The organism is Arthrobacter sp. NtRootA1, assembly GCF_019976975.1.
Lineage (GTDB): Bacteria > Actinomycetota > Actinomycetes > Actinomycetales > Micrococcaceae > Arthrobacter > Arthrobacter aromaticivorans.
In genome coordinates this window covers 364,156-389,349 of sequence record NZ_AP024630.1, presented here as the reverse complement: position 1 = coordinate 389,349, position 25,194 = coordinate 364,156, and the positions used below count along the sequence as shown (strand labels likewise).

Below are 25,194 nucleotides of genomic sequence, written 5' to 3'. Positions count from 1 at the left end.
AGCGTGGTCCCAGGTGCAGTTGTACCAGTCGCAGTTTTCCCGGCCACTGCAGCCTCCCGTCCATCGCGTGTGAAGCTCAGCCTACTAGGCGTAGGCGTGGACGTGATGGATCGCCTTTTAACCGCAAGCGGGATTGCAGCTCAGGGGGTGCGCTCCCGCACGTTCCTGAACTGCAATCCTCGCGCTATGCGGGTGGGGCTACTTCCCGCCCTTGAACAGGCCTGCGATCTTGGAGCCGAGGCCCTTCACATTTTCGGTAACATCTCCGGCGATTTCCTTGGATTTCTCCGCAACGTCACCAACCAGTTCCTTGGCATTTTCCCCAACGTCACCGGAGAAGAATTCCTTGACATTTTCTGCGGCATCTCCAGCGAATTCCTTAACGTTTTCGGCAGCCGCACCGGCGAACTCCTTGACGTTTTCCGCAGCCTCGCCGGCAAATTCCTTGGCATTTTCAAGCGTCTCGCCAGCTACATCCTTGGCCTTGCCCGCAGCGCCTTCTACTGCTTCCGCTCCCGTGGTTTCTTCACTCATGGTGCTCTCCTTCGTGACGGTTGGAACGCTGATCGCTCGAGGCATTTGTCCTGCAAAGCAATCAATCGCATCAGGGAGCTTTCCCCCTCTACTTTCAAACTATTGGCATACGCGCGGGTTAAGCAACGCAAAACACCCGGAGTGAAATATTCGGCAAAATTAGCCAGGGCAGTTAGCGAACCCGCTCAGCTTTTGTAAATTTCGCACGGGCCCCTGATGCCATATGGACCAATACGGGGGTCTTCTTACCGATTACCAGGTCCAAGGCTTCAACCAGGCGTGAAATTTCGGCAGCAAGGAGGTGCGGCGCCACTCCCTGCCGGGGCTGGATGCGCACTCGCAATCCGGGCTGGCCTTTGACCTCATACGTGGCTACAGACGCGCCCGCCAGGTCCGGCCGATCTGCCAAAGCTGCCCGGAGCGCCTGTTCTGCGACGCCGCCACCGATCTGGACCTCACCCTCCACATGGCTCTCGTCGTCGCTGGCCACCAGAAGGTTGGCCCTGCCTTTACCCTGTTGCGACAGCCACGCGACCATCGCAATTATGATGGCCACCAAAACCACCCCGGCCACAATCCACAGCCAGCTTTCCTCACGGCCCGGGAACCGGGTTTGCTGGAATGCATCCTCCGCACGGGCCCACATGTCCGCGGCCCAACCATGCCACCACGTTGCTACGGCCGGGACAGTCGCCAGCAGGAGAAGAAGTAGCCCAATGGCCAGGAGTTTCACGCCAATGATGAAGAGAAGCACCCGGTTAAGGGCACGCGGTGTTTCGTTCATGCGCCCACCACCCCCGACGTTGAGAGGTTCACCCGAACAGCGGGCATGGGTACGGGGGACATTTCATCGAGCTCGGACTGCACTGCTTTTAGGACGGCTTCTTCACTGACCCTGCTGCCGGACGTCGGCCGGACGTTGACCACCACCGATTGCCTGGACACAATCACCATGACCTGTTCCGGTGTCACGTTGGCGGCAGTGCGCGCGCGACGCGCAAGTGCCGAGGCCAGCACTTCGTCATCAACGACGACGGCGGTGCGTGGGTCCCGCAGCAAATGCCGGGCCCGTCTGCCTGGTAATACGGCGTGAAGGAGAAAAAACAGTCCGACCATGGCAATGACAGCACCGCTTGCGCCAAGCAGAAGCGGCGGGATGCCCGCCGGAAGTGCGATGATGCGCTCCGCTGCCGTGCTTGGGTCAACAAGCCATGGCGGTTGGCCGATGGCCCGGAGCGCAGATTCCAGAAGCGCGATGACACAGAAAATGATCACCAGCACGGCGGCGATGCTGGCTGCTCCTGCCCGGGACGAGTGCGTTTCCCTGCGCAGGACACGGCTCATGGCTGGGTCTTCGCCGGCGATGGGGCTGGCTCCGGAGCCCGCGTCAGACGGTTCAATGGTTGTTTCTTGGTCTTGTGTCACCGGACGCGGCCTCCCTCTGAAACGTGGGCTCCACTGATTCTGATGTCCACCCTGCTTAGGCGGAAACCACTGAGCCGGGTGACACGCTCCAATACTGTTGCCTTTGCGGCCACGGCACGGTCCCAGATGGAGCCACCGAAGCCTTGGACACGCTGCGGATTTCGCAGTACCTCACTCAAGGCGGGGATGCTGATAGGTGCCACGATGGATAAAGCCAGCATGCCGTCGTCGTCCGACCAATCGGCGCGGATGTCGCTGGGTTCCACGCCGAGAGCCTCGGCGGCCGCGGCCTGTGCCAGCGATGTCAAAGCCTGGGTACTGATCCGGTTATGGCCGGCCAGGCTGGTGGTAGGTTCCACAGCCTCAGCCACGCTCATGACGAAGAGCGCCGGCCCGTAATGGCGTCCAGGACGCTGCGAAGATCAAGTTTGCCTTCGGCTGCACGGCCCAGAAGGGCGCCTATGCCCATAAAGAGCAGCGAGATGAGGAAGCCCCACAGCCCGAACTGGAAGGACATGAACGCCACGAAGGCCCCAATCGCGATTCCCACAACGGTCATGCTCATTGCAGTGCCTCCCTTTCGACCACTACGGTTTTGGGCTTGGGTGGCGGGGCCACATAGACATCGTTGATCTCGATGTTGACCTCGATGACCTGGAGCCCGACGAGTTCCTCCACAGCCCGGTAAACAGCAGCGCGGACCTGGTTGGCGACGCTGTGCAAGGGATGCCCGTAGACAGCCACCAGGTTGATGTCCACCGCTACCTGGGTCTCGCCCACTTCGGCGCGAACACCCGCGGCATGGTCCGAACTGCCAACAGCGTCACGGATAGCGCCAAGCGCGCGGGATGGACCTGAGCCCAGGGAGTAGACACCTGGAACCGCGCGTGCAGCGATGCCAGCTACCTTTGCCACTGCCGCCTCGGAGATGATGGTGCGTCCGGTACCGAGAACCTCGCCCTCAGGCGCAGGGTCGATCTGCAAGTTCTGATCTGACATCGAAGCACTCCCCTTCTCTTGAGTACCACCCTAGCGTCTAGCTCCAACGCTTTGTGAGAGAAGCGAGTGTGCGCGGCGGCTACTTGCAGTTCTTATCCATCCAGTCCTGGATCGGCTTCATGAGTTCCTCGAATTCGGGCTCCCCGTACTTGCGGAAATCCGTCCCCGCCGACTCCGTATACGCCCTCAGCTTCTCAAAGCTCGGCTTCAGTTCGTCAGGCACTTTGCCCTGCATTTGCGACAGTTCTTCCTTGGCCTTCTTGATATCGTCGGGGTTGCCGCCCACCAAGGCCGCCAACGGAAGGATGGTTACGCTCAGCATGGTGGCACTGACCGAGATGCACGCTTCAGACAACGATGTGAATTCGCCGTAGACGCCGCCCGTGCCTGTGGTCGCATCCGGGTTGGTGATCTCCGCGGAGGGCTCGGCATTGGATTGTGGGGCGCTGGACTGTGGGGCGCTGGCTGTTGCGGCGTTCGACGACGCTATTGGCGTGGGCTGTGCAACCGGCAGCGGGAAAGAGCAGGCACTGAGCGCCAAGGTTCCGGAGAGAAGACACCCAAGCAACAGCGGGCTAACGGGCCGCCGGCGGGCACCTTTTCCGCGATTTCTGCCAAGGAGCCTGGACGTGCTGAAGCGTGTGGTTTCAATCATGGTGTCCCCCGTTGGATTGCGTGCGATGACGAACCGGCGAGGGCAAGAATACGCCCGGCGGAAGGCAGTGAACAGAGGTTGAGTTATCCACAGGCAGTGCTCTTCGAGAGGGTCCTTGGAGCCCGCGCCACCTAGACTGGCCGACACATCACCAAACAGCCGCTGGGGAGCCTGTCATGCCACGCCTTTCGTTTGCCTCTTTTTCTGTTGCTGCCGTCCGCGTCGCCGCTGCTGGCGTCGGGGTTTCGTTGCTTCTGAGCGGTTGCCAGGGCGGCAACCCACCGGGCAGCCCACCTTCGGAATCAAGCTCGACGACGGCGTCCCCCACCTCCGGCGCGACCGGCTCACCTTCTCCCGTTGGTCCATCCGCGACCACGGCTCCTTCCGGTGTGTACAAGCCCGCGGATGCTAAGGGCAAAGCGCAGAACGTGCCCGTGCCGGTGATGCCAGAGTTGGCGAAGGAGAACTCCAAGGCGGGGCTGGAGGCGTTTATAGGGTATTGGTATGCGCAACTGAACTACAGCTATGAGTCTGGTGAGACAGGAACGCTTCGGCCCCTCAGTGCCGCGAACTGTTCTTGGTGCACCTCACTTCGCGAAAGTGTTGAGGCTGCATGGCAGGACGGCCGGTGGGTCACTGGGGCTGGAATACGTACCGCTGCGGTGGAAATGGATTTCGATCCTGCAAGGTCCTCCCAAGTGGCCATTGTTCAGGTAATACAAGAAGCTGTCGAAATCAGAAATGACGACGGGTCCCTGTATCAAGACCCCACGCCAGCGACGAATTCAGCCAGTCGGGCTGAATTCGAGTTCACAGATGAACGTTGGATCATGGTCGATCTCGGCCTGATTCGTTGAGCCAATGGTCATCACACCTTGGCTCCGCGCATCGACTTTTGTCACTGCTGCGGCGGTTATCCTCCTCCTGCAGAGCCCCGGTGCCACCGCCAAGGAGCCCAAGATTGACATCGGGTACGTAGACAATGGGCTTAACCTGACAGCCACGCACTGGAGTGAGGACCCTGCGACGGGAAGCTTGGTGCCGAACCTGGACAGCCTGTCCGCAGCTGAAGATCCTAACCAGTACATGGCCGATGTTCACTGCCGCTCGGGAGGGACGGACACTCCTGACAAAGGCTGCCTAACTATGGAATGCCCACCTAAGACACCCGGCGGTGAAGAAGGAATACCGGTGATCTGGAGGCAGGCTCCGAAGTCAATCTCGAATCCGCAGTGGACAGACTATCCGCCGATCAGCGGACCCATGTGCCTGTACGACGCCAAACCCGAAAACGTCCTGGCCAACATCGCCACCCGGATCCTGAACGACTTCCGCCAACTCCCCGTCAACCCGGGAACCCTCCAAGCCCAACCCTTCCCCCACACCCTCAAAGGCGGACCAACAAACTTCTACACCACCGCCACCGAACAAGCCTTCAACGTCACCATCCTCGGCCAAACCGTCCACCTGACAGCCACCCCGGCCAGCTTCACCTACACCTTCGGCGACGGCACCAGCCTCGGCCCCACCCCGGCAGCCGGCTACCCCATCCCCGAAGCCGACTGGCTCCTCAACCAAACCCGCACCAGCCACACCTACACAGCAACAGGGAACTACCCCGCCACCATCACCACCAGCTACACCGGAACCTACTCCGTGAACAACGGCCCACCCCTGCCCATCAACGGAACCCTGGACCTCACCACAGAACCCAAAACCATCCAGGTCTGGAAAACAGAAAAGGCCCTCGTCGCCGACACCTGCCAGGAAAACCCCACATCCTGGGGCTGCCCCAACGCCGAAAAATGACTGAGCCCGTGGCTTCCTGACCTTCATTGAGACGAGATAGGGACCCAAATCGCCCGAAAAGTGCAGCTTTGGGCCCCAAACAAGGTCAGGGAGCCACGGAGCGGAAGGGATCACTGGCTAGGCCGGGGAACGCTGCAGCAACGGCAAGGCCATGACGTGGGCTGCTGCGAGGGGTTCGCCCAACGCAGCCAAGACTTCCCGGGCAGTGCGACGTCGTTGACGCAGACCCCATCGACTCCGAGCCGGACCGCCGCACGGATTTCATCGCCTGTCTCCAGCGTCCAAGGAAACACCTTGAGTCCTGCGGAATGAGCTTCGGCGACCAATCCGGCGTCGAGAATTCCAAAAGCGGGCGCCAGGGCGGAAGCCCCGGTTGCCAAAGCAGCGGTCACGAGTTCCTTAGCGGCGGAAGGATAGAGGCCTACCGACCGGACGGGGCTCTCCCTGCTCAGCGATACCAACGGAACTCCAGGCAACATCCCGGACATTGCCCGGATGATTTGAGGATCAAAGCTGCGGACGCGCAAGGCCTGTTCGTCCTGGTGAGCCTTCAGCACCTTGGACAATTCAGTCACTATTCGGTGGCCATACAGGTCCCAGGCCGCACCGTCAGTCTTGACTTCAATGTCCAGAACGACGCCGGTGGCATTGGCGAAGCGCAACAGGGCAAGGGTCTCCGACAGCGACGGCGCACGTGTTTCAGGATCGACGTCGGTAATCGTGGCAGGGTGTTTCTCAACTACGGCTTGAAGCATGGTCTCCAACCTGATGTCGGCGGATCCGATGACGGCGTCGTGTCTCAATACCAGTTGCATGTCCGACGTCAGCCAGACATCGACTTCGATGGCATCTACGCCAAGGCGAAGTGCCTCGACGAAGCTCGCCAGTGTATTCCCGTGCCGTGTAGCCAGAACGCCCCGATGGCCCTGAATCTCGATCATTTGAGCTTCCTATTCCGTTTCGTCCACGAGGGAAACTTCAGTGACAGTGGTGAGTTGAGACAGTTGGGCGACGATGTCCGACGCTGCCATGGTGCCTTCAATCTCCAGCTCTATCTCAATGAGGTCAGCTGCGGCGGCGGTTTCCGTAGCTGTCATCAACCGGTCCATCACGCCCTTGGACTCGGCGGAACCCCGCGTCGTAGCGAAGCCCTGAACACGGAATCCTTGCTCGGTGCACGTTCGGAGCACGTCCCTCAGGGCTCCGACACCGTCCATGTACGTCACTTTCAACAGCCATTGGCTTGGCAAACCAAAGCGGAGCTTCGCGGTCACCACGGGATAGACGTAGACGATCACGAAGTGGGCTGCGGTGACGAAGACGGCGGGAAGCAAGAGGCCTGCCCCGGCGGACGTTCCGACTGCTGCGGTGACCCAGATGGAGGCTGCTGTCGTCAATCCGCGGACTTGATTGCGCCGCACGAACACCAGTCCCGCCCCTATGAAGCCAATGCCGGAGACCACTTGAGCCGCCAGCCGGGAGGGATCCAGCCTCACCAGGTCCACCGCCAGTACGTCGCTGAAGCCGTATTTGCTCACGACCATAAACAACGCGGCTCCCAATCCAACCATGGCATGTGTTCTCATGCCCGCAGACTTGTTCTTGCTCTGGCGTTCAAACCCTATGGCCGTGGACAGGACGAGTGCTGCGGCCAAGGCCAGACACATCTGCCACCACTGTGTATCCGCGCTGAAGATCACTTAGTGCTCCGATTCGGTTATCAACCCCCTTCTTCTGTCCTCTATGTGGAAGATCCAGTCCGATACGGATGTCCCATGCAAAGCAGCTCAAGGTAGACACGACGCGAGCCGGTCCTCCCGCTCATTCTTCAAGCAAAGGAACGTTGCAGTCAACGCTTCTGCACATTCGTGCAAAATGATCGGTCACATTTGTTAAGACGTATTAGCATGATATTTCGAAGAGCGGTTTGGCTGCCGAAATACCCAACAACAAGCCATAGAAGCCCATTTCCACCATCACGGAATCGGGTCTTGTGATCGATCATCTTTATGTGTAGGTTGACCAATGACCTGAAGTTAGGTTGTCAGGTCAAATGTGAAACAAATGCTTTTTTTGCAAGTGCTAAGTCGCCCGGACAGCGATGACGAGGGGGTCAACGTGAGGGTTTTCCATGGGCAGATTAGATACAAGTGATGCGCAAACCAGCAGGGCACCGGTCCACAGACCGCCACTAAGCATCCCGAAGAACCGACGGTGGAATCGGAGAACACGTAGGGACGCATGGGTTTTTGCCGCTTTCGCGGCACCCAATGTCCTGCTCATCCTCCTCTTTACCTACCGTCCGCTGGTCACCAACTTTTACTATTCCACCCTCGACTGGACGCTCGGGGCAGCCACAGCAACGAATGTGGGGCTGGGTAACTATGTGGAATTCTTTACCTCCCCCGACGCTTCCAGCGTGCTGGGCGTAACAGCCATATTTACGATCACCACCGTTGGCGGTGCGATGATCCTGGGTCTGCTGGTGGCGTTGGCTCTTAACCAGAGACTGAAGGGCACAACATTCGCCCGGGCAGTGGTTTTCGCGCCCTACGTCCTTTCCGGCGTCGGCGTCGGCTTGGTGTGGTTGTTCATTTTCGATCCTACGTACGGCGTCCTTTCATGGATTCTCCGCACAGTTGGCCAGGCGAGTCCCCAGTGGGTCAACGATCCTAAGCTCGCGCTGCTCATGGTCATCATCGTGTACGTGTGGAAGAACCTCGGCTATTGCGCAGTGGTGTATCTGGCAGGGCTGCAGTCCGTTCCGGCCCAGCTCCTGGAGGCTGCCTCGTTGGATGGCGCCAGTAGCCTGCGGCGCTTCACGTCGGTGGTGCTTCCCCTTCTTTCCCCCACCACCTTCTTCCTCCTGATCACCTCACTGCTGAGCTCCCTGCAGGCGTTCGACATCATCCGCATCATGACTCCATCCGGCAACGGAACCAGCACCCTGATCTTTGACTCCTACCTGCAGGCATTCGGCTCCTACAACCGGGCCGGATACTCCGCGGCCATCTCGGTTGTGCTGTTCGCTGGATTGCTCGTCATGACGGCTGTGCAGTTGCGCTTCGTGGAGCGAAAGGTTCACTACTCATGAGCACCAACACCCTTGAAACCACAGCACCTCGTGACCGTCCACTTTCCTGGCAAAACCTTGGCAAGACGATTGCCGGGGGTTACGTCCCCCTTCTGCTGGCAACCCTGGTGGTCTTCGTGCCCCTTCTGTGGATGATGTTGTCTTCCCTCAAAGCGCCCGGCGAGATCGTGACAACAAACCTGACTCTGCTGCCGAAGAACCCAAGCCTTCAGAACTACGCAGATGCAGCATCTACCGTGCCCTTCGCGCGATTCTTCCTCAACAGCGTGATCGTCACAGTCATCGGGTCCACCATTAAATGCGTACTTGCAGTCTTCACGGCCTACGCACTCGTGTTTATCCGTTTCCCCTTCAAGAGGGTGATCTTCCTCCTGATTCTGGTTGCGCTCATGGTCCCGCCGCAGGTTTCCGTGCTTCCCAACTACGTTTTGATCGCAGGCATGGGAGGGCTCAACACCTATTGGGGAATTATCCTTCCAGGCTTGGGAACGGCGTTTGGCACCTTCCTCCTCAGGCAGCACTTCCTCACACTGCCGCCGGCAATCCTGGAATCGGCGGAAATCGACGGTGCGGGCCACTGGCGCAAGCTCTGGAAGATCGTTGTCCCGGTGTCCGTGCCGAGCATCGCGACCGTTGCATTGGTGACCATCGTTTCTGAATGGAACGAGTACATCTGGCCGCTGATCGTCACGGACCATCCGGACATGATGACCCTTCCTGTGGGCTTGACGCAACTGGTCAACAGCGATGGCAGCACCCAGAACTGGGGCATGCTCATGGCCGGTGCGGTGATCGTCCTCCTACCGATCCTGCTCATCTTTGCCGCGCTGCAGCGGTACATCGTCTCCGGGCTCACTCAGGGCTCGGTTACCGGCTAAAACTCCACCCTTTGAGGATGCTTGAGCACCTCGATCACTAGAAAGGCACTTCCCCTATGTCAAAAACACTTTCCCGGAAGCATTTCCTCGGCTTGGCTGGAGCCTCAGTCACCGCCGTCGCGCTTGCAGCCTGCGGCGGCCCCTCGACGGATGCCGGAAGCACATCAGCAAAGGCGCTCTCTGCGGAGGATTGGTCCAAGGTCAAACCTGCGCCAAGCATCAGTTTCATGTCCAGCCATCCCGGTAAGTCCCGGGATACCGAGCAGAAACTGATAGAGGCTTTCCAAGCGGCCAATCCGGATATCAAGGTCAACCTCATCACCGGAGGCTCAAACTACGAGGAAGTGGCGCAAAAGTTCCAAACTTCCCAAGCCGGGAGCGAAGTACCGGACGTGGTTGTGGCATCGGATGTGTGGTGGTTCCGTTACGCGGTCTCAGGTGCCATCCTTCCGATCAATGCTCTTCTCAAAGCTGTCAACGTCAGTTCCTCCGACTACAAGTCCGGGTTGATCGCCGATTACGAATATTCTGATCAGCTGTGGGCAGTCCCCTACGCCCGTTCAACCCCGTTGTTCTACTTCAATAAGGACCACTTCAAGGCGGCCGGCGTTCCCGAGCGCGCGCCAAAAACCTGGGAAGAGTTCGCCGAATGGGCCCCCAGGATTAAGTCGGCAAATGCCTCAGCTTCCGGATACCAAAACGCCTACCAGTACCCCGCGATCGCAGGTTACGCCGGGTGGACCCTTCAAAACGTGCTGTGGGGCCAAGGCGGCGGTTGGTCCAAGGAGTGGGAGATTACGGCAAATTCAAGCCAATCTGTTGCCGCGATGCAGTGGGTGCAGGACTCCATTGTGAAGAATGGCTGGGCCGGGGTCTCCTCCAAGAATGCCATTACCGACCTTCAAGCCGGTGCAATCAGCGCCACGATCAGCTCGTCCGCCGACCTCGCAGCCACCCTCAAGGCGGCGAAGGAAGCAAACATGAGGATCGACGTCGGGTTCTTGCCGGGTGGGTCGGCTGCGGCCTCGCAGGTTTGTCCCACGGGCGGTTCCGGTTTGGTGATCGCCAGCAAAACGTCACCCGAACGGCAGCTTGCAGCGGCTAAGTTCGTCACCTTCATGACGAACGCGCAGAGCACGTCTACGTTGTCTGCTGCAACCGGCTACATGCCCGTAGCCGAGGCGGCAGATATCTCGGCGATTGTTGCCCAGACACCGGAATTCCAAACTGTCGTAGACCAGCTCAAGGAGACGCGCACCCAGGACTTTGCCCGAACGTTCCTCCCCGGCGGAGATCAGGAGCTGGCCAAAGCAGCTACCAGGATCATGAATGAAAAGGCCGATGTGCAGGCAACGCTGACCGAGTTGAAGGGAACGTTGGAGGCCATCTACAACAAGGATGTGAAGCCGAAGCTGAAGTCGTAAGCCCCGGTGCGTAAGCGTAGGCATCGTTGGGGGTGCCTACGCTTACGCACGAGGACTAAAGCTCAAGACCTTTCCTCCCAGATGGCCCCGGGAACCGGATTGCTGCCCTTTCCGGGGCGCCGCGGGGCTTGTATGCTGTGGAGCGGAGAGCCGGGAAGCCTGGTCGGCCCGTGGCTGAAAGCCGCGGAACGCCCTGGCATCCGCCGGTCGCGTTCGTCTGTGGACCCGAGGAGCGGACCGGCCATGAACGCATTAGCCCACCCCATCATTGAATCGACGGAGCTCACCAAAGACTTCGGCCGGACACGTGCCTTGAACGATCTCAATCTCAAAGTCTCCGACGGGGAGATCCACGGATTTCTTGGTCCCAACGGGGCCGGAAAATCCACGACGCTCAGGGTGCTGCTGGGACTGATCCGCCCTTCATCGGGAACCGTTCGTGTCTTCGGGCGCGATCCTTGGGTGGAACCGGTCCGTGCCCGCCGGGATATCGCCTACGTTCCCGGCGACGTCTCACTGTGGCCGAACCTCACCGGCGGTGAAGTCATTGACCTGCTTACAGGTCTGCGAGGCGGGGCTGATGAGGCTTTGCGCAGACGACTCATCACCGACTTTGAGTTTGATCCGCGGAAAAAATCGCGAACTTATTCCAAGGGCAACCGCCAAAAGGCGGCGCTCATCGCCGCCTTCGCGCGCACCGCCCGGCTTTACCTGCTCGATGAACCCAGCTCCGGGTTGGACCCCATCATGGATGCAGTGTTCCGTGCTGAGATTCAACGGGTCCACCAGGAGGGCGCCACCATCCTGCTCTCCAGCCATATCCTCAGCGAGGTCGAACAACTGTGTGACCGGGTCACCATCATCCGGTCCGGCACGGCCGTCGAAACAGGGACCTTGGCAGACCTCCGGCACCTAAGACGCACCCGCTTCCGGGTGACTGGCCTGACCGAGCCCGATCGACTGGCTTCGCTTCCGGGAATCCATGAACTGAGCATTGACGGAACGAGCGCTGAATTCGATGCTGACGCCGGCGACGTTCCCGCTCTCCTCGCCGGGCTATCTGCCTTGGGATTCGATGGCTTCTCCGCCTCGCCACCTTCCCTGGAATCGCTGTTCCTGGGCCACTATGGCCAAGCCACTCCGGAGATGCAGTGATGTCCGGCCTGCTGCAGCTGGTGCGCTTCCAAGCCCATCGGGACAAACTGGTGCTCCCCTTATGGGTCGGAGGCATAGCGGTGCTGGGGTTCGCAACCGCAACAGCGGTCGCCACTCAATTCGGAGACACGCCCTCACGCACCGCGATCATCACGGTGGCCACGTCAAGTCCGGCCTTCCTTTTCGTCCGGGGTGTCCCGGACGGTACCAGCACCGGCGCGGTCGTATTCTTTCAGGGTTATGCATTCACAGCCGTCCTCGCCGCGCTGATGAGCACCTTCCTGACTGTGCGGCACACCCGCACGGATGAAGAGCTCGGACGCGCAGAACTCCTGGGTTCCACACCACACTGGAGGTCCGCGCCGTTGATCGCCACACTGGTACTGGCTGCGGCTGCCAACCTTGTGCTTGCGGGGACGGTGGGCGCGGGATTCATCGCTGCCGGGCTACCGGTACTTGGTTCCCTGATGGCCGGGGCAGCTGTGGGCTCTGTAGGGCTATTCTTCGGCGCGGTCGGCGCAGTGGTTGCCCAGGCTATGCCATCAGGGCGCAGCGCCAACGGGGCAGCTGCTGCCCTGGTGGGTGTGTCTTACCTGATGCGCGGTGTCGGGGATGCCGTGGGCACTCCCGGCGCCGATCTGCAGCATGTGACAAGCTCGTGGATTTCGTTGCTGTCGCCAATCGGGTGGGGCCAACGGTCCCGGCCTTTCACCGCTGCCGATCCACTGCCTCTGCTGGTACTTCTGGCGGCGGCTGTCCTGTTGGCCTCCGCCTCCGTTCTGGTGAGGGAACGCCGGGACCTCGACGCCGCTCTGCTAAGCCGGCGTTACGGGAAGGAAAGAGCGGGCCTGGGAGGCGGGTCCTTGTTTGGTCTGACTTGGCGGTTGCAGCGCTCCACCATCGTGGGCTGGTGCGGGGGAGCGGGAGTACTGGGTGCCCTGGCCGGGGCTTTTGGACCCATCGTCAGGGATGCCATGTCAGGCAGCTCAGCCCTCCAGGATCTGATCTCCCGGCTTGTCCCCGGCGTCCATGTTGATGCGGTGGACCTTTTCATCACAGCTTTGTTGGGAATCGTGGGGGTACTGGCTGCAGCGTCAGGGATCCAGGCCGTGCTACGCATGCGAGCCGAAGAGACAGAAGGCAGGGCTGAGTTCCTACTCTCAACGCCCCAGTCCGTGGAACGCTGGCTCGGCGCCAACGTGCTGGTGGCGGCCGGGTCAGCCGTACTGGTGACGATAGCTGGCGGAACGGCGGCCGCCGTGGGTCTTGGGCTCTCCGGGACGGCTCCTCAGCGGGCAGGCTACCTGCTGCCCGCGGCACTGGCGCATGCCCCGGCGGCGTTCGTGTTCCTGGCAGTCACCGCGTTGGCATTCTCAATCGCCCCACGGCTTAGCGTCCCGCTGGGCTGGGGAATCCTTGCCGTCTCGTTGGTGCTGGACCAGTTCGGGGACTTCTTCGGGGTGCCCGGATGGCTTGTGAGCCTAAGCCCGTTCCGGCACTCCTCGGCGATGCCAGTGGAGGATTTCAACGTCGCGGGTGCCATCGCGTTAACGGCGGTCGCCACCGCACTCGCGTTGTCTTCCGTCGCGCGGATCCGACGCCGGGACCTCACCGCATGAACAGACCGTCACCCGGACTGACGATGTCTGTGATGCCTTGAATAATTGTCAAACACCTCCAGGGATGTCGTCCCAGGATGACGGAATCTGCCGCGAAGAACCGTTGCGAGATCTTCCAAAGCTGCCTCCAGCATCCGTCCGGCAAACTGGAGTTCCCTGTTCTCACTCGCTTTGGCTCCCGACGCGAGGTGATGGGCATACACGACAGTGGCCGGCAGGGAGCCCCTGGGCTCGACTTCATGGAAGTAATAGGTTTCGTGGAAAGAGAGCATGTCCACGCTTACGGACGCGACGCTTCTGGCCAGCGATTCGAGCAGTCCCGCGGCATGGCGCGGATCCATTGAAGATGCGCCGGCAGGGCCTGCAGCTTCCCTGAACAGGTTCAGTTGGTGGGCAAGAGCCCGACGGCGGTTCAGGGCAGGGTACATCTGAAGGATCCAAGAGACCGTGGCCGTCAGCAACCCGAAACCCGTGACTGCCTCGGAGGCAGAGACCAGCCTGAGCAGAGGACTGCCTGCCACGACGTCTCCGAATCCCACCGTGGAAAGCGTAACCATCGAGACGTAGACCGCTTCGAAGAAATCGCTCTGCTGCGGCACCCCGGCTTCGTAAACGAAACCCTCCGGCAGATGCGGTAGGTAAAGCAGAGCCCAGCCTACGACTACCAGGGCTGCCCAAGCGCCGATAACTGCAGCCATTGCCACGGGAGCTGCCAACGAAGAGGCCCGTCCCCTGATTCGTTTGGAAAGAAGCCAGAATCCGCGCATTATCATCCTGCTCACCGGCCCCGAACCGTGCGGATAAAGTAGCGTGTGGAAGACGTCGACGAGCATGAGCAGAATCAGCCCGGCTCCCAACACGGTCCACAACACGTCCCCGAAGTCCATGCCTCATCATAGATTCCTCCCGGCTCAGCGGCGGTGCTGTGGTCCGCCGGACCGCGCTGATCCTCGCGATCGGCCCGGTCTGCAGAGACCATTTCTCTACGGCGGTCTCGCGTGCGGAAAGGGCACCGACCTTCTACCAGGGGAATATCAGGTCTTTGCGGGTTATAGGACAAAACGTGTGTATTGGTTGGGCCTGCTTTCCAGCGCTGGCGGGCGAATTCCGGGATAGCTAAGCTTTTGGAGCTTAGGGTGGCTGGGGTGCTTGCATATCTGGGGAATGTTTGGTCTGCGGCCAGACGCTGGTACGGAACGGGAAAACGGCAGCGGGCAAACAGCGCTACCGGTGCCTGAACTGCGGGGCGAGCCGTTCCGGTCAACGTCCGGATGTCAGCCGTCGCGCTGAGCTGGAGGCGTTTCTTGGTTGGTTGTTAGGCACTTCAGGCCAGTCGTCGCTGACCATGTTCGGCACGGCCCGGTCCTTCCGACGGCGCACGGCCTGGTGCTGGAACATCGCCCCGCGCATTCCCGTGACCGGGGAGGTCCATGACCAGATCCAGGTCGATGGGATCTTTGTCGGGTCGTGGTGCTGCCTGATCGCTGTTGCCGGTGATTACGTGCTTGGCTGGCAGTGGTGCGACACCGAGAAAAAGGCCGCGTGGGCGGCGCTGCTGCAACGGTTCCCTGCCCCTCGCGTGGTGATCACTGACGGCGGTTCGGGGATCGCCGCAGCCCTGTCGGAGTGCTGGTCAGAAACCGCGGTCCAACGGTGTCTGGTCCATGTCCAACGCAATGTCCGGACCTACCTGACCAGCCGGCCCCGAACGGATGCGGGCAAAGCATTGCTGCGGCTGGGACGGGCGTTGACCAGGATCAAAGCCCCCGCCGAAGCAGCCGCCTGGCTCGCGGGTCTCAATGACTGGCATCAGGAACACGGGCATCTGGTCAAGGCCCGCACCTACCGCACCGCTACGGCCATGGCTCCGGGATGGGTCCGGGCCAACCAAACCTGGTGGTACACCCACGACAGACTCCGCAAGGCCTACCGGCTGCTGGAACGACTCGGCCAAGCCGGGACCCTCTTTACCTATCTGCAGGCTGAATACACCGGACTGGATATCGCCTCGACGACCAACCGGATCGAAGGAGGCACCAACGCGCAACTCCGATTGATCCTGCGGGCCCACCGGGGCATGAGCGAGGACCACCAAAAACGCGCCATCGAGTGGTACCTCTACCTCCACAGCGACCAACCCCGGCCCCCGGCGAAGCTCATCGAAAACCGGCACTACAAACCCGGCAGGACCAACGCCAGCACAACCACAGAACCGGAGCCCGGCCCCGAGATCTACAGCACCGGCCTCAGCCCCGATGAAGGCCTCTGGCACCGCGCAGGCTGGGCCGGACGATCATGACACACCCGGGATTTACACACGTTTTGTCCTATAACCCGTCTTTGCTTCAGATTTCTCCCGAGCGGGCCAGATCGAGTCTTTCCGGGGAGCATGGAGGACGTAAAGAAAAACCCCGCCCTTTCCCTTTTATTGCTGGGAAAGACGGGGTTTTCGCTGGTGGCTCCGACCGGCGTCGATCCGGTGACCTTTCGATTTTCAGTCGAACGCTCTACCAACTGAGCTACAGAGCCTAGGTGACAAGTCACCTTGAGAACCGAAATTACTTCCGGCGCTCAGAGCGACCCTGACGGGACTTGAACCCGCGACCTCCGCCGTGACAGGGCGGCGCGCTAACCAACTGCGCTACAGGGCCTTGCGTTTGCAGTATCTCTACCGCGTTTTTTTCAAGGCTTCTAGCTTACCAGACTTTTTTCATCCGATTTACCACTTGCCTTGCGTACCCCCAACGGGATTCGAACCCGTGCCGCCGCCGTGAAAGGGCGGTGTCCTAGGCCGCTAGACGATGGGGGCCTGAACTCAATTCGGATTATGCGAGGAAAAACAACACTTTATGCGTTCTTTTCGGTTCTCACCCGTCCGAACTGGACTCTAAAACTTTAGAGCATAGATAGCGATATTCCCAAATCGAGGTCTGGACTCCCCTCAAAGGGAGGTTACCGGACGTGTTCAAGGAGGTCGCCAACCTGGCAGTCGAGCGCCTCGCAGATGGCCGTGAGCGTAGAGAAGCGGATGGCCTTGGCCCGGTCGTTTTTGAGGACGGACAGGTTGACGAGGCTCACCCCAACGCGACGGCTGAGCTCCGTCAGTGTCATCCCGCGGAGCTCCAGCAACTCGTCCAGCTTGCAGTGAATGGCAGTTATTTCTTCGGCAGGCATCAGACAAGGCCTTCGGTGTCGCGCTGTAGGCGTCGTCCAAACTGGAAGACGCCCGCAAGCAACACCAACGCTCCACCAGCCACCAAATGTGCAGGGTTGAACTCGGAAATGTAGAGCAACGTTTCCCCGGCCCTTGCCGGCGCGGCTCCAAGCTCTTCTGCCAGCCGGTTCTTGGCGGTGGAATCCAGAATCTGGGCTGCGCTTCCCGAAATTGCCAGGAGCATGCCGGCGGACCCAACGATGACGGCAGTGCGCGGGCCGAACAGCATGCTGCTCGTAAGTCGATAGGCCAGCAGAACCAGGAGCAAAACGACGCAGAGGACGGCCACCAGATTCATGGCTGCCGACCAACCCAGGAGTGAAGCCTCATATTCAGGAAGGACGGGGACGCTTACCTGCACTTGCGAGACGCGGGCAACAGCACCGAGATCCAGCGCTTCCGACTCCCGAGTGGAGGGGTCAAGGGGCAGCCGCAGGACCACCTCTCCGGAGCCATTGCTGATGATCGTCGAGGCTGTTGAAACCGAAGCGGCAATGGCCACCGCCACGGAGACGACAATGAGTACGGCCGAATCCACTCTCGAGAGCACACTCACGCGCGCCAACGAATCAATGATCTTTCTTTTTGAACCCACGATTCCCCCAATGGTTATCGACATTCGTTAATATCGAACATCGATAAGATAACTCCGCAGACCACGCGGCGTCAAACATTGGCAGCTTATTGCCGTGACGCGTCCGAAAACCGCCAGCCGAGCCAGCCTCCCCGGCACTAGATTGGCTCTATGACAACCACCACCCCGGCCGAACCCGGCCAGCCGTCCCCGGGCATGCAACCGCGCAACACCCCCGCGCCTGCAGCGCCCATCAGCAAACTCGGCATCGCCGCCGTCGTCGTCACCGTAGTCCTGTGGGCTTCAGCGTTCGTCGGCATCCGCGCTGTGGGCCCAAGCTTCTCCCCCGGTTCCTTGACGCTCGGACGGTTGGCGGTTGCCGCCGTCGTTCTTGGAATTGTGGTGCTGCCTACCCTGAAAGTCTGGCCGCGGGGCAAGGAATGGTGGCCCATTGTGGCGTACGGGGTGATGTGGTTCGGCGGTTACAACGTGGCGCTGAACGCCGCGGAGCACATGCTCGACGCCGGTACCAGCGCCATGCTGATCAACGTCTCGCCCATCCTCATTGCAGTCCTCGCCGGAGTGGTCCTTAAGGAAGGCTTCCCGCGGTGGTTGCTGATCGGGAGCGCCGTTGCGTTCGGTGGCGTGGCGATGATCGCCCTCGGTTCGGGACAGCGTTCGACGGCGGATGTCGCCGGGGTGTTGTTGTGCTTGCTTGCCGCCGTGCTCGCCTCTGTCAGCGCGATCCTCCAGAAACCGGTCCTGCGGAAGTTTACTGCCGGGCAAGCCACGTGGTTCGGCATCATGGTGGGCGCTGTTTGCTGCCTCCCGTGGACAGGGCAATTGATCGCGGAAGTCCAGTCAGCGCCGCTGCCGGCCACACTCGGCTTGGTCTATCTGGGCATCTTTCCTACGGCCATCGCCTTCACAACGTGGGCGTACGCGCTGTCCCTGATTTCGGCCGGCAAATTGGCGGCCACGACGTACCTTGTCCCAGGCACCACTATCCTCATCTCCTGGGCTGTGCTTCAGGAAGTCCCAACGATCTGGGGACTGATCGGCGGCGTGGTGTGCTTGATCGGCGTGGCCCTGACTCGGCGCACGCCAAGGGTTGCCCGGCGCACGCCAGAGGTTGCTGCCGCGCGGACCTCGAAGGTTGCACGGCGGACAGCCAAGTGAGCTAGCGGGCCATACCCGCAAGGAGTTCTCGGTGGGTGGGCGGATTGGCACCCGGACGGCCGACAGTAATGGAAGCTGCCATGGATGCCGTGGTGCCGATCCGCTCCAGGACCGTGGGCGCCAGGCCGTCGCTGCCACGCAGGAGCAGGCCCATAATGAGTGCAGACATGTATGAATCCCCGGCGCCGATGGTGTCGGCCACGTTCGAGGGAATGGCGGGGACGGTGAGTTGTATGTGCCGGGTGGCCATGAGCGAACCGCTGGAGCCCTGGGTCACTACTGCGAGCCCAGTGCCCAATGCCAGGAGGTGGTTCGCAGTGTCCTCAAACTCCTTGCCCGGGTATAGCCAACGGGCGTCGTGGGCGCTCATTTTCACGACGTCCGTCAATGGCACCAACTCCTCGAAAAGGGAAAGTGCCTCGTGGTGGCTGCCGAGGAGATCGACGCGGATGTTGGGATCGTAAGTAATCATGCAGCCGCCCTGCGCCTGCTCCAACAGGCTCCGGACAACGCTGGCTCCAGGTTCAAGGAATGTTGCGATCGAACCTGTGTGCAGGATTCTTGGGGCATACGGCAGCGCGAGCGGAGCAAGTGCCCAATCAATCTCGAACGTGTACTCAGCCGAACCGTCCGCAGCGATCCGGGCGGTGGCTGTCGCCGTCTTGCCCAGCGACTTTGATCCCGGCAGCAGTACCACGCCCGCGCCCTGAAGGTGCGCGGCAATGGCGTCGCCCCGCTGGTCCCGTCCGATGGCGGTCAGCAGGCCCGCCTTCACGTCCAGGCGCCCGAGCCCGTAGGCAACGTTGGCCGGTGAGCCTCCGGGATATTCGATCTGCCCATCGGACGACTCCACGATGTCGATGAGCGCCTCGCCTACCACGACGACGTCGAGGGGCTCAGATGCGGAGGTAGGAGTGGCGGTCATGCGGTTCCTGTTCGTTCGTTGGTGAGATGCGGAGGCTTGCCTACGGAATGCCGTTCGACGAGCTCGCATTCGAACAGTTCAGCATGATCTGGGGACGGTGCACCAGCGAGCATCACCTCCAGGGCGTCAATGTTCCTTGTCGGGACTAGAGTCGGATCATGTCCGCGAATCTCCCTCCCGGCCTGCCCATCGTTCCCGACGGCGATCTCCCGTCCTCTCCGCTTCCGGAGCGGACGGCAGTGCATAGCCCAATCGAGCATGCCCCCACTGGATTGGCCGGAGTTGACGCGGACTTTCCTGCCGCACCGTTCCAAATGTCGCCGGAGGAGTTCGAAGAAGCTGTGAGCGACGCTTTGCAGCTGATCCCGCCCAAAGCTGCCAGCGCCATGGACAACGTGGCGATCTTCATCGAGGACGACTACACCCCGCGCCCAGATGAAGATCCGGACACCGTGTTACTTGGTTTGTACGAGGGCGTGCCGTTGACCGAACGCGACTCCTGGTGGGAAGCGGGCTCATTGCCGGATCGGATCACTATTTTCCGGCAACCCATCCTGGACATCTGCGCCACCCGCGAGGAAGTCATCGACGAAGTGGCCATAACGGTGATCCACGAGATCGCCCACCACTTCGGAATTGACGACGACCGCCTGCATGAGCTCGGCTGGGGCTAGCCTTGTAAGCATGGGGCACGATCACAACCACTCCCACGGAGTAACGGCAACCGGCAAACATCGCAAACGGCTGATTGCCGTCCTGGCCATCACCTTGGGTGTGGTGGGCATCCAGGTAGTTGGCGCACTCATCTCCGGATCGCTGGCGCTGCTGGCCGATGCAGGCCACATGCTGTCCGACGCTGCAGGCGTATTCATCGCGTTGATGGCGGCCTGGATCGCGACCCGCCCGGCGAGCGATCAACGGACTTACGGATATCAACGGGCCGAGGTCCTCGCGGCCTTGGCTAACGCCCTTGTACTCATCGTCATCGCAGTCGTCATCATGATCGAGGCCGTCCGCCGCTTTGGGGAGTCGCCGGAAATCCATACGGACGTCATGCTGTGGGCGGCGATCCTGGGCGCCGTAGCCAACCTCATTTCGCTGATGATCCTGCAGGGGGCCCAAAAAGAAAGCCTCAACGTCCGCGGGGCCTACCTTGAGGTGCTTGGCGATCTTCTCGGCTCGATCGCCGTTATTGTGGCAGCCATCGTCATCATGACCACGGGCTTCACTGCCGCCGACCCCATTGCCTCTGTCCTGATCGCCCTCATGATCATCCCCCGCGCCTGGCACCTGCTCCGCGATGTTGTGGACGTACTTCTGGAAGCTACCCCCAAGGGCGTTGACGTAAACATGATCCGCGAGCACATCCTTGCCGTGGACGGCGTAGTGGAGGCCCACGACATCCACATCTGGACCATCACTTCCGGGGTGCCCGTGTTCTCCGCCCATGTTGTTGTGGAAGACGAGGTCCTTAACGCCAGCGGCGCAGACAGCATCCTGGACCAGCTCGGATCCTGCTTGGGGCGCCATTTCGACACCGAGCACTGCACCTTCCAGCTGGAACCTGTCAGCCACTCCGAGCACGAGTCACACCAGCACGCCTAGCCGGGCGCGTCACCTGGTGTCGTAGTTACCGTTCCTGCTGCTCCATCCACCGTGATGATCTGGCCTGAGCTGATCCGCAGGGTTGCGTCGGGCACGCCCACCACCGCCGGTATGCCGTATTCGCGGGCCACCACGGCGCCGTGGGAGTTGGGACCGCCCATTTCCATGACAAGGCCGCCCGCGGTGAGGAACAGGGGCGTCCAGCCGGGGTCGGTGGAGGGCGCCACGAGGATTTCCCCAGGTTCCAGATGGGCGCCAACGGGGTCCAGGATGACCCGCGCCGGGGCTGTGATGACGCCCGCCGATGCCGGACTGCCGGAGAGGGCTCCGGGAGAAGCTGGACTGCCACCTGCAGCAGTCGCTTCGGGTTCCGTCCCGTCTGAGAGCAATACCCGCGGAATATGCCGACGCCTCAGTTCCTGCGCGTAGTCTGCGCGGCGATCTGCCACGAGTTGGTGGAGCTTGTTGCCGGCCAAGGCGGTTTCTACTTCGTTGAGGTCAAGGAAGAAGACATCCTCGGCAAGTTCAATCCGCCCTGCCTCTGCCAGTTCTGCTCCGACCAGCGATAGTTGTTCCCTTGCCGAAGCCAAGCCGAGGACGAGGTTGTACTTGGGCAGCTCCCGCATTCCGGCAAACCTGCGCGTACGGTCCAACGCTGTACGGACCAGCTTGGCGTGGAGTGGACTCTTGGCCCTTGCCCGCGCAACCAACCTGGCAACCTGTTCATCTGCCTCCCGGGCAGCTTTCGCGAACTGCTGGTCGGGTGCGTCAGAGGTGTGCTCGAGCCGCAGATAGTTGACCACTACGCCAAGTATGTGGGTTGGGTCATCCGACCATCGGGGCATGCCGAGGTCGATCTCAGCCACAGCCCGGTGCCCATAATTGCGCAGGAAAGCTTCAAGCCCGGATTGGGCAACTGCTGGAAGTTCCCTGTCCTTGAACTGCTGAACGAGTTCTTCGAGTGTGGGATAACCCAGGAACGCCAAGGCCTCCGGATCTTCCCTGATTTCCCTTGCAAGCTGCCACAGTGCAAGGTCCATCTCGGTGGTGACATTGTTGGGCAGCCCGCGAATCACCGTTTGGAGTTGATCCAAGGGAGCTTGCTCACCCAGCACTTTCCGGACGAGCCCAAGCATCGCAAAGCCCAGAACGGGAAGGGGCAGGACTTGGGGCACCGTTGCGAATACTTCCTCCCCAAGGATTCTCTGCACGTGGGCGATCCGCTGATGGGCGGTAATACCCTCCGGCACCCTGAGTGCCTGATGGAGCTCTGCCCCGAGCTGCTCTTGGCGCTTCATTGCGGCGTCGGGACGGAAAAGACCCCGGAGTACCGTCTCTGGAACACGGTATTTAGCGGCAACGGGCGCAACGTGCCTGATGAGTCTTAACGGAGTTTTGATGGCGACGGCGAACCGGGGGTCATCGAAAAGGCTACGAATCACCGCCGCAGAACGGGCCTCCATGATGTCAAAGATGCGCGGCACAATGGCCCGGCCCACCTTGCTGCGGAGCACGGATGTGAAGTCGAAGAAGATCCTCTGCCCGGCCTCATAGTAGGGCGATGGTCCCGAGCGTGGATCGGGGACATCGAAAGCCGCCCTGCGGGCAACGCTGGAGGCAATCAGGCGGATACCCGCCAGACCCATGGGCGTCAGAGGCCTGGTGAGGCCTTGGGCGAGACTGAAGTTCAGGAACGCGTGCGCGCCGGGAGTCGCCGGCACTCGCGAGGTCAGCGGATAGAGGGTAGTGATGGGTCTTGCCTGCGTGAGCCACAATTTCCCGGACGAATCGATCGCCCATTCTGTGTCCTGCGGGGCTCCATATTGGGCTTCGACGCGCCTCCCCAGATCGGCCAGCGCACGGATCTGGTCATCGCTGAGGCACGGCTGTACAGAGTAGTTTTCGGTTGCCGCGGCATGGTTTTCGGTTGCCGCGGTATGACCGGCCCGCTCAATTCGTTCGGTGCCACCACCGGCAAGCGATCGGATCTCTACCTGCCGGTCACCAAGTGTCCGTTTCAGGATGGCGTTGCTCTGCGTATCAACTACGTACTGATCGGGATTAACGGCGCCTGACACTACGGCTTCGCCCAGGCCAGGGCTGGCATCGATCACAGCTTCACGCCGCCGCCCCGTAACCGGGTTGGCCGTGAACATCACACCGGCCGTCGCGGAATCCACCATCTCCTGGACAACGACGGCCAGCGTCACCGTGGCATGGTCAATACCGTTGGTTGTCCTGTAGCTCACTGCCCGGTCCGTCCAGAGCGATGCCCAACAGCGGCTTACAGCGTCCAGGACTGCGTCTTCTCCGACCACGTTCAGGAAAGTGTCCTGCTGCCCGGCAAAACTGGCGAAGGGCAAGTCCTCGGCCGTGGCTGAGGACCTCACTGCGACGGGGGCAGCGTCTCCCAACTTCCGATACGCCGCCCGTACCGACTCAGCGACGTCGGTGGGAACTCCGGCGTCGAGCACCAAGGACCTTGCCCGGGCGGCGAGCCTATTCAGTTCGTCAAGGTCAGAAGCTCCGGCGTCTTGCAGAAGTGCGAAGATCTCCTCCATACCAATCGCTGAAAGGGCGTACCGGTAAGCGGACGTTGTGAGGCAAAAGCCTGGGGGCACTGGAAGGCGGGCGGCATTCAACTCGCCGAGATTGGCGGCCTTGCCACCTACCTCGGGGAGCATGTCCGCCCGGATGTCCGCGATGTCCCGAATGAACACTTGACCGTTTACATCCGGGCCCGTGCTGTCTTCCTGCCTATGCTTCCCATGCTGCTGGTTATCCATGGACGGTGTGCGCCATGGCCCTAAGCCGCGCCGAGCATGGGTCCGAATTTTGGCCGGTCTGCCAGCCGCGGATCCTCGCGGTCCGGAACAACGAGGACCGGGCCCTTGGCGTGATGGAGCACCCCATCAGAGGTGGATCCAAGGAGCATGCCCGCGAAACCACCCCGGCCACGCGTACCCAGGACAACGAGCTCCACGCCCCGGCTGGCCTCAACCAACACGTCGACTGGTGAGCCGTCCCTGAGGTCTGTTTCCACGGACAGCTGCGGGAAGTGGCTGCGGAGCCAGGCGACACCTGCATCCAATTGGACTTTGATGTCCGCGAACAGGGCATCGCGGTCCAACGGTGCCGGCACCCACGCCAATGAACCGCTGTACTGCGGGACTGCGCAAATGACGCGCAGTTTGGCGCCCATCCGCTGGGCTTGTTCGGCTGCCTCAAGGACAGCGACTCGGGCCTGCTCCGAACCGTCCACACCAACGGCGACGACGTTTTCCACGGTGCGGGGCCCTGACTTGGCGTGCTCAGCCTTGATGTGCTTGTCCTCGGTGTTCTCGCCCAAACGGTCTGCGCAATACAGCGGGACCGTTACGGTGGGGCATTTTGCGTGGGCCGGCAAGGCGCTGCTGACCGAGCCCAGGAGACGCCCGACAAAGCCACCACGGCCACGGCTGCCGAACACCAGAAGGGCAGCGTCCGCGGAGAGGTCAAGGAGGACACCCGCGGCATCACCATTCTCCACTGAAGCGTCGACGTCGATGTTGTAACTGGAGACCTTATCCATGGCCTGCTTGACGATTGCTTCCGCGCCCTCGCGGATCACGGAATCGTCCACAGTGGCGTATCCGCCGTCGAGGCCGGAGGCTGCGAAGATCGGCACCGAATAAGCCGTGACTATATGCAGGGGAAGTTGGCGCCGGTCCGCCTCACGCGCAGCCCATACAAGGGCGCATTGACCGTGCTCGGAACCATCCACTCCGACGACGATTCCGCCAGGCGCCACAGCCTGGTCCTCGCCGTCCCGCGGTTCTTCAACGTGTCTGCCGTGCTGGTCCATGGGGCCCGCCTCTCCACCTACTGCTTGATGTTCCGGCCATTCTGCCAGAGGTTCTCCGTACCGGTGTTTCCTTGCTGGTGTGCAACCAAATAGCCAGGGCGAAGAACCCGTGGGGTTCTCCTTCCAATGCCCACTATTCTCGGTTGGCAATGCCGAATCAAGGCGACTATCGGGTATGTGGATAACGGTCCGGGCTCGGTTTTTGGCACGCTCTCCGTCCTTCAGGTTGCGCTGCGGATGAACATCCAAAACACGCTGTCG

General features: G+C 61.2%; 26 protein-coding genes and 3 tRNA genes. 11 read left to right on the top strand and 18 right to left on the bottom strand.

From position 1 onward, the window contains the following. Positions 1-198 precede the first annotated feature (198 nt). The 7 genes from LDN90_RS01915 to LDN90_RS01885 form a co-directional block, all read right to left on the bottom strand. A complete protein-coding gene (locus LDN90_RS01915) occupies positions 199-534 on the bottom strand; it encodes a hypothetical protein (protein WP_216922295.1) in 336 nt (111 codons plus the stop codon). A 172-nt stretch (positions 535-706) separates the two neighbouring features. Then, complete coding sequence (locus LDN90_RS01910; protein ID WP_223947703.1) at positions 707-1,318, bottom strand: hypothetical protein; 612 nt, start codon at positions 1,316-1,318, stop codon at positions 707-709. After that, the gene (locus tag LDN90_RS01905; protein ID WP_216922299.1) at positions 1,315-1,959 is read right to left on the bottom strand and encodes a DUF6286 domain-containing protein; all 645 of its coding nucleotides are present in this window, start codon (positions 1,957-1,959) and stop codon (positions 1,315-1,317) included. Before LDN90_RS01905 ends, LDN90_RS01910 begins: the two co-directional genes overlap by 4 nt. Beyond that, complete coding sequence (locus tag LDN90_RS01900; RefSeq protein WP_216922301.1) at positions 1,956-2,336, bottom strand: hypothetical protein; 381 nt, start codon at positions 2,334-2,336, stop codon at positions 1,956-1,958. Before LDN90_RS01900 ends, LDN90_RS01905 begins: the two co-directional genes overlap by 4 nt. After that, positions 2,333-2,524, bottom strand: coding sequence for a hypothetical protein (locus tag LDN90_RS01895; RefSeq protein ID WP_216922303.1), 192 nt, complete (start codon positions 2,522-2,524; stop codon positions 2,333-2,335). Before LDN90_RS01895 ends, LDN90_RS01900 begins: the two co-directional genes overlap by 4 nt. Next, positions 2,521-2,958 carry an Asp23/Gls24 family envelope stress response protein gene (locus LDN90_RS01890; RefSeq protein WP_223947702.1) on the bottom strand — a complete coding sequence of 146 codons (438 nt, stop codon included), beginning with the start codon at positions 2,956-2,958 and terminating at the stop codon, positions 2,521-2,523. The genes LDN90_RS01895 and LDN90_RS01890 overlap by 4 nt, the downstream gene beginning before the upstream one ends. Before the next feature lie 79 nt (positions 2,959-3,037). Continuing rightward, positions 3,038-3,613, bottom strand: coding sequence for a hypothetical protein (locus LDN90_RS01885; RefSeq protein WP_223947701.1), 576 nt, complete (start codon positions 3,611-3,613; stop codon positions 3,038-3,040). Between the two features lie 389 nt (positions 3,614-4,002). Between LDN90_RS01885 and LDN90_RS01880 the strand changes: the two genes are divergently transcribed. After that, positions 4,003-4,470, top strand: coding sequence for a DUF6318 family protein (locus LDN90_RS01880; protein WP_263426277.1), 468 nt, complete (start codon positions 4,003-4,005; stop codon positions 4,468-4,470). 4 nt (positions 4,471-4,474) lie between these two features. After that, a complete protein-coding gene (locus LDN90_RS01875; protein WP_223949383.1) occupies positions 4,475-5,422 on the top strand; it encodes a hypothetical protein in 948 nt (315 codons plus the stop codon). Positions 5,423-5,532: 110 nt separating this feature from the next. On the opposite strand, the gene LDN90_RS01870 is transcribed toward LDN90_RS01875, so the two are convergent. Beyond that, entirely contained in the window at positions 5,533-6,363 is an 831-nt protein-coding gene (locus LDN90_RS01870) for a glycerophosphodiester phosphodiesterase (protein WP_223947699.1), read from the bottom strand. A gap of 9 nt (positions 6,364-6,372) precedes the next feature. Then, entirely contained in the window at positions 6,373-7,122 is a 750-nt protein-coding gene (locus tag LDN90_RS01865; protein ID WP_223947698.1) for an MgtC/SapB family protein, read from the bottom strand. A 431-nt stretch (positions 7,123-7,553) separates the two neighbouring features. Here LDN90_RS01865 and LDN90_RS01860 point away from each other — a divergent pair, with 431 nt between their 5' ends. The 5 genes from LDN90_RS01860 to LDN90_RS01840 all read left to right on the top strand — a co-directional run bounded on the left by LDN90_RS01860 (position 7,554) and on the right by LDN90_RS01840 (position 13,592). Beyond that, complete coding sequence (locus LDN90_RS01860) at positions 7,554-8,516, top strand: sugar ABC transporter permease (protein WP_223947697.1); 963 nt, start codon at positions 7,554-7,556, stop codon at positions 8,514-8,516. Next, positions 8,513-9,394, top strand: coding sequence for a carbohydrate ABC transporter permease (locus tag LDN90_RS01855; protein ID WP_223947696.1), 882 nt, complete (start codon positions 8,513-8,515; stop codon positions 9,392-9,394). Before LDN90_RS01860 ends, LDN90_RS01855 begins: the two co-directional genes overlap by 4 nt. A 56-nt stretch (positions 9,395-9,450) precedes the next feature. Beyond that, positions 9,451-10,818, top strand: a complete 1,368-nt coding sequence (locus LDN90_RS01850) for an ABC transporter substrate-binding protein (protein ID WP_216922318.1) — start codon at positions 9,451-9,453, stop codon at positions 10,816-10,818. A gap of 243 nt (positions 10,819-11,061) precedes the next feature. Beyond that, on the top strand, positions 11,062-11,973 hold the full coding sequence (locus LDN90_RS01845; RefSeq protein ID WP_223947695.1) for an ABC transporter ATP-binding protein: 912 nt from the start codon (positions 11,062-11,064) through the stop codon (positions 11,971-11,973). Continuing rightward, positions 11,973-13,592 (top strand): polyketide antibiotic transporter, encoded by a 1,620-nt coding sequence (locus tag LDN90_RS01840; RefSeq protein WP_223947694.1) that lies wholly within the window; start codon positions 11,973-11,975, stop codon positions 13,590-13,592. The genes LDN90_RS01845 and LDN90_RS01840 overlap by 1 nt, the downstream gene beginning before the upstream one ends. Positions 13,593-13,600: 8 nt before the next feature. Here the strand turns inward: LDN90_RS01840 and LDN90_RS01835 are convergent, their stop codons facing one another. After that, the gene (locus LDN90_RS01835; protein ID WP_223947693.1) at positions 13,601-14,479 is read right to left on the bottom strand and encodes a potassium channel family protein; all 879 of its coding nucleotides are present in this window, start codon (positions 14,477-14,479) and stop codon (positions 13,601-13,603) included. Between the two features lie 281 nt (positions 14,480-14,760). Here LDN90_RS01835 and LDN90_RS01830 point away from each other — a divergent pair, with 281 nt between their 5' ends. Further along, on the top strand, positions 14,761-15,891 hold the full coding sequence (locus tag LDN90_RS01830) for an IS1249 family transposase (RefSeq protein ID WP_223945982.1): 1,131 nt from the start codon (positions 14,761-14,763) through the stop codon (positions 15,889-15,891). A 154-nt stretch (positions 15,892-16,045) separates the two neighbouring features. Here the strand turns inward: LDN90_RS01830 and LDN90_RS01825 are convergent. The 5 genes from LDN90_RS01825 to LDN90_RS01805 form a co-directional block, all read right to left on the bottom strand. Continuing rightward, positions 16,046-16,121, bottom strand: a tRNA-Phe gene (locus LDN90_RS01825). A gap of 48 nt (positions 16,122-16,169) precedes the next feature. After that, positions 16,170-16,243, bottom strand: a tRNA-Asp gene (locus LDN90_RS01820). 85 nt (positions 16,244-16,328) lie between these two features. Beyond that, positions 16,329-16,401 (bottom strand) — tRNA-Glu (locus LDN90_RS01815). Positions 16,402-16,544: 143 nt separating this feature from the next. Next, entirely contained in the window at positions 16,545-16,766 is a 222-nt protein-coding gene (locus LDN90_RS01810; RefSeq protein ID WP_223947692.1) for a helix-turn-helix transcriptional regulator, read from the bottom strand. Next, positions 16,766-17,344 carry a hypothetical protein gene (locus tag LDN90_RS01805; protein ID WP_223947691.1) on the bottom strand — a complete coding sequence of 193 codons (579 nt, stop codon included), beginning with the start codon at positions 17,342-17,344 and terminating at the stop codon, positions 16,766-16,768. The genes LDN90_RS01810 and LDN90_RS01805 overlap by 1 nt, the downstream gene beginning before the upstream one ends. A gap of 207 nt (positions 17,345-17,551) precedes the next feature. Here LDN90_RS01805 and LDN90_RS01800 point away from each other — a divergent pair, with 207 nt between their 5' ends. Further along, the gene (locus LDN90_RS01800; protein WP_223947690.1) at positions 17,552-18,559 is read left to right on the top strand and encodes a DMT family transporter; all 1,008 of its coding nucleotides are present in this window, start codon (positions 17,552-17,554) and stop codon (positions 18,557-18,559) included. A 1-nt stretch (position 18,560) separates the two neighbouring features. Here the strand turns inward: LDN90_RS01800 and LDN90_RS01795 are convergent, their stop codons facing one another. Next, positions 18,561-19,484 carry a carbohydrate kinase gene (locus LDN90_RS01795; protein WP_223947689.1) on the bottom strand — a complete coding sequence of 308 codons (924 nt, stop codon included), beginning with the start codon at positions 19,482-19,484 and terminating at the stop codon, positions 18,561-18,563. A 158-nt stretch (positions 19,485-19,642) separates the two neighbouring features. Here LDN90_RS01795 and LDN90_RS01790 point away from each other — a divergent pair, with 158 nt between their 5' ends. Both LDN90_RS01790 and LDN90_RS01785 read left to right on the top strand, forming a co-directional pair. After that, complete coding sequence (locus tag LDN90_RS01790; protein ID WP_216922330.1) at positions 19,643-20,158, top strand: metallopeptidase family protein; 516 nt, start codon at positions 19,643-19,645, stop codon at positions 20,156-20,158. 10 nt (positions 20,159-20,168) lie between these two features. Further along, positions 20,169-21,089, top strand: coding sequence for a cation diffusion facilitator family transporter (locus LDN90_RS01785; protein WP_223947688.1), 921 nt, complete (start codon positions 20,169-20,171; stop codon positions 21,087-21,089). On the opposite strand, the gene LDN90_RS01780 is transcribed toward LDN90_RS01785, so the two are convergent. Both LDN90_RS01780 and LDN90_RS01775 read right to left on the bottom strand, forming a co-directional pair. Next, the gene (locus LDN90_RS01780) at positions 21,086-23,875 is read right to left on the bottom strand and encodes a PEP/pyruvate-binding domain-containing protein (RefSeq protein ID WP_223947687.1); all 2,790 of its coding nucleotides are present in this window, start codon (positions 23,873-23,875) and stop codon (positions 21,086-21,088) included. The genes LDN90_RS01785 and LDN90_RS01780 overlap by 4 nt on opposite strands. A gap of 20 nt (positions 23,876-23,895) precedes the next feature. Beyond that, the gene (locus LDN90_RS01775) at positions 23,896-24,933 is read right to left on the bottom strand and encodes a universal stress protein (RefSeq protein ID WP_216922335.1); all 1,038 of its coding nucleotides are present in this window, start codon (positions 24,931-24,933) and stop codon (positions 23,896-23,898) included. Between the last annotated feature and the right edge of the window lie 261 nt (positions 24,934-25,194).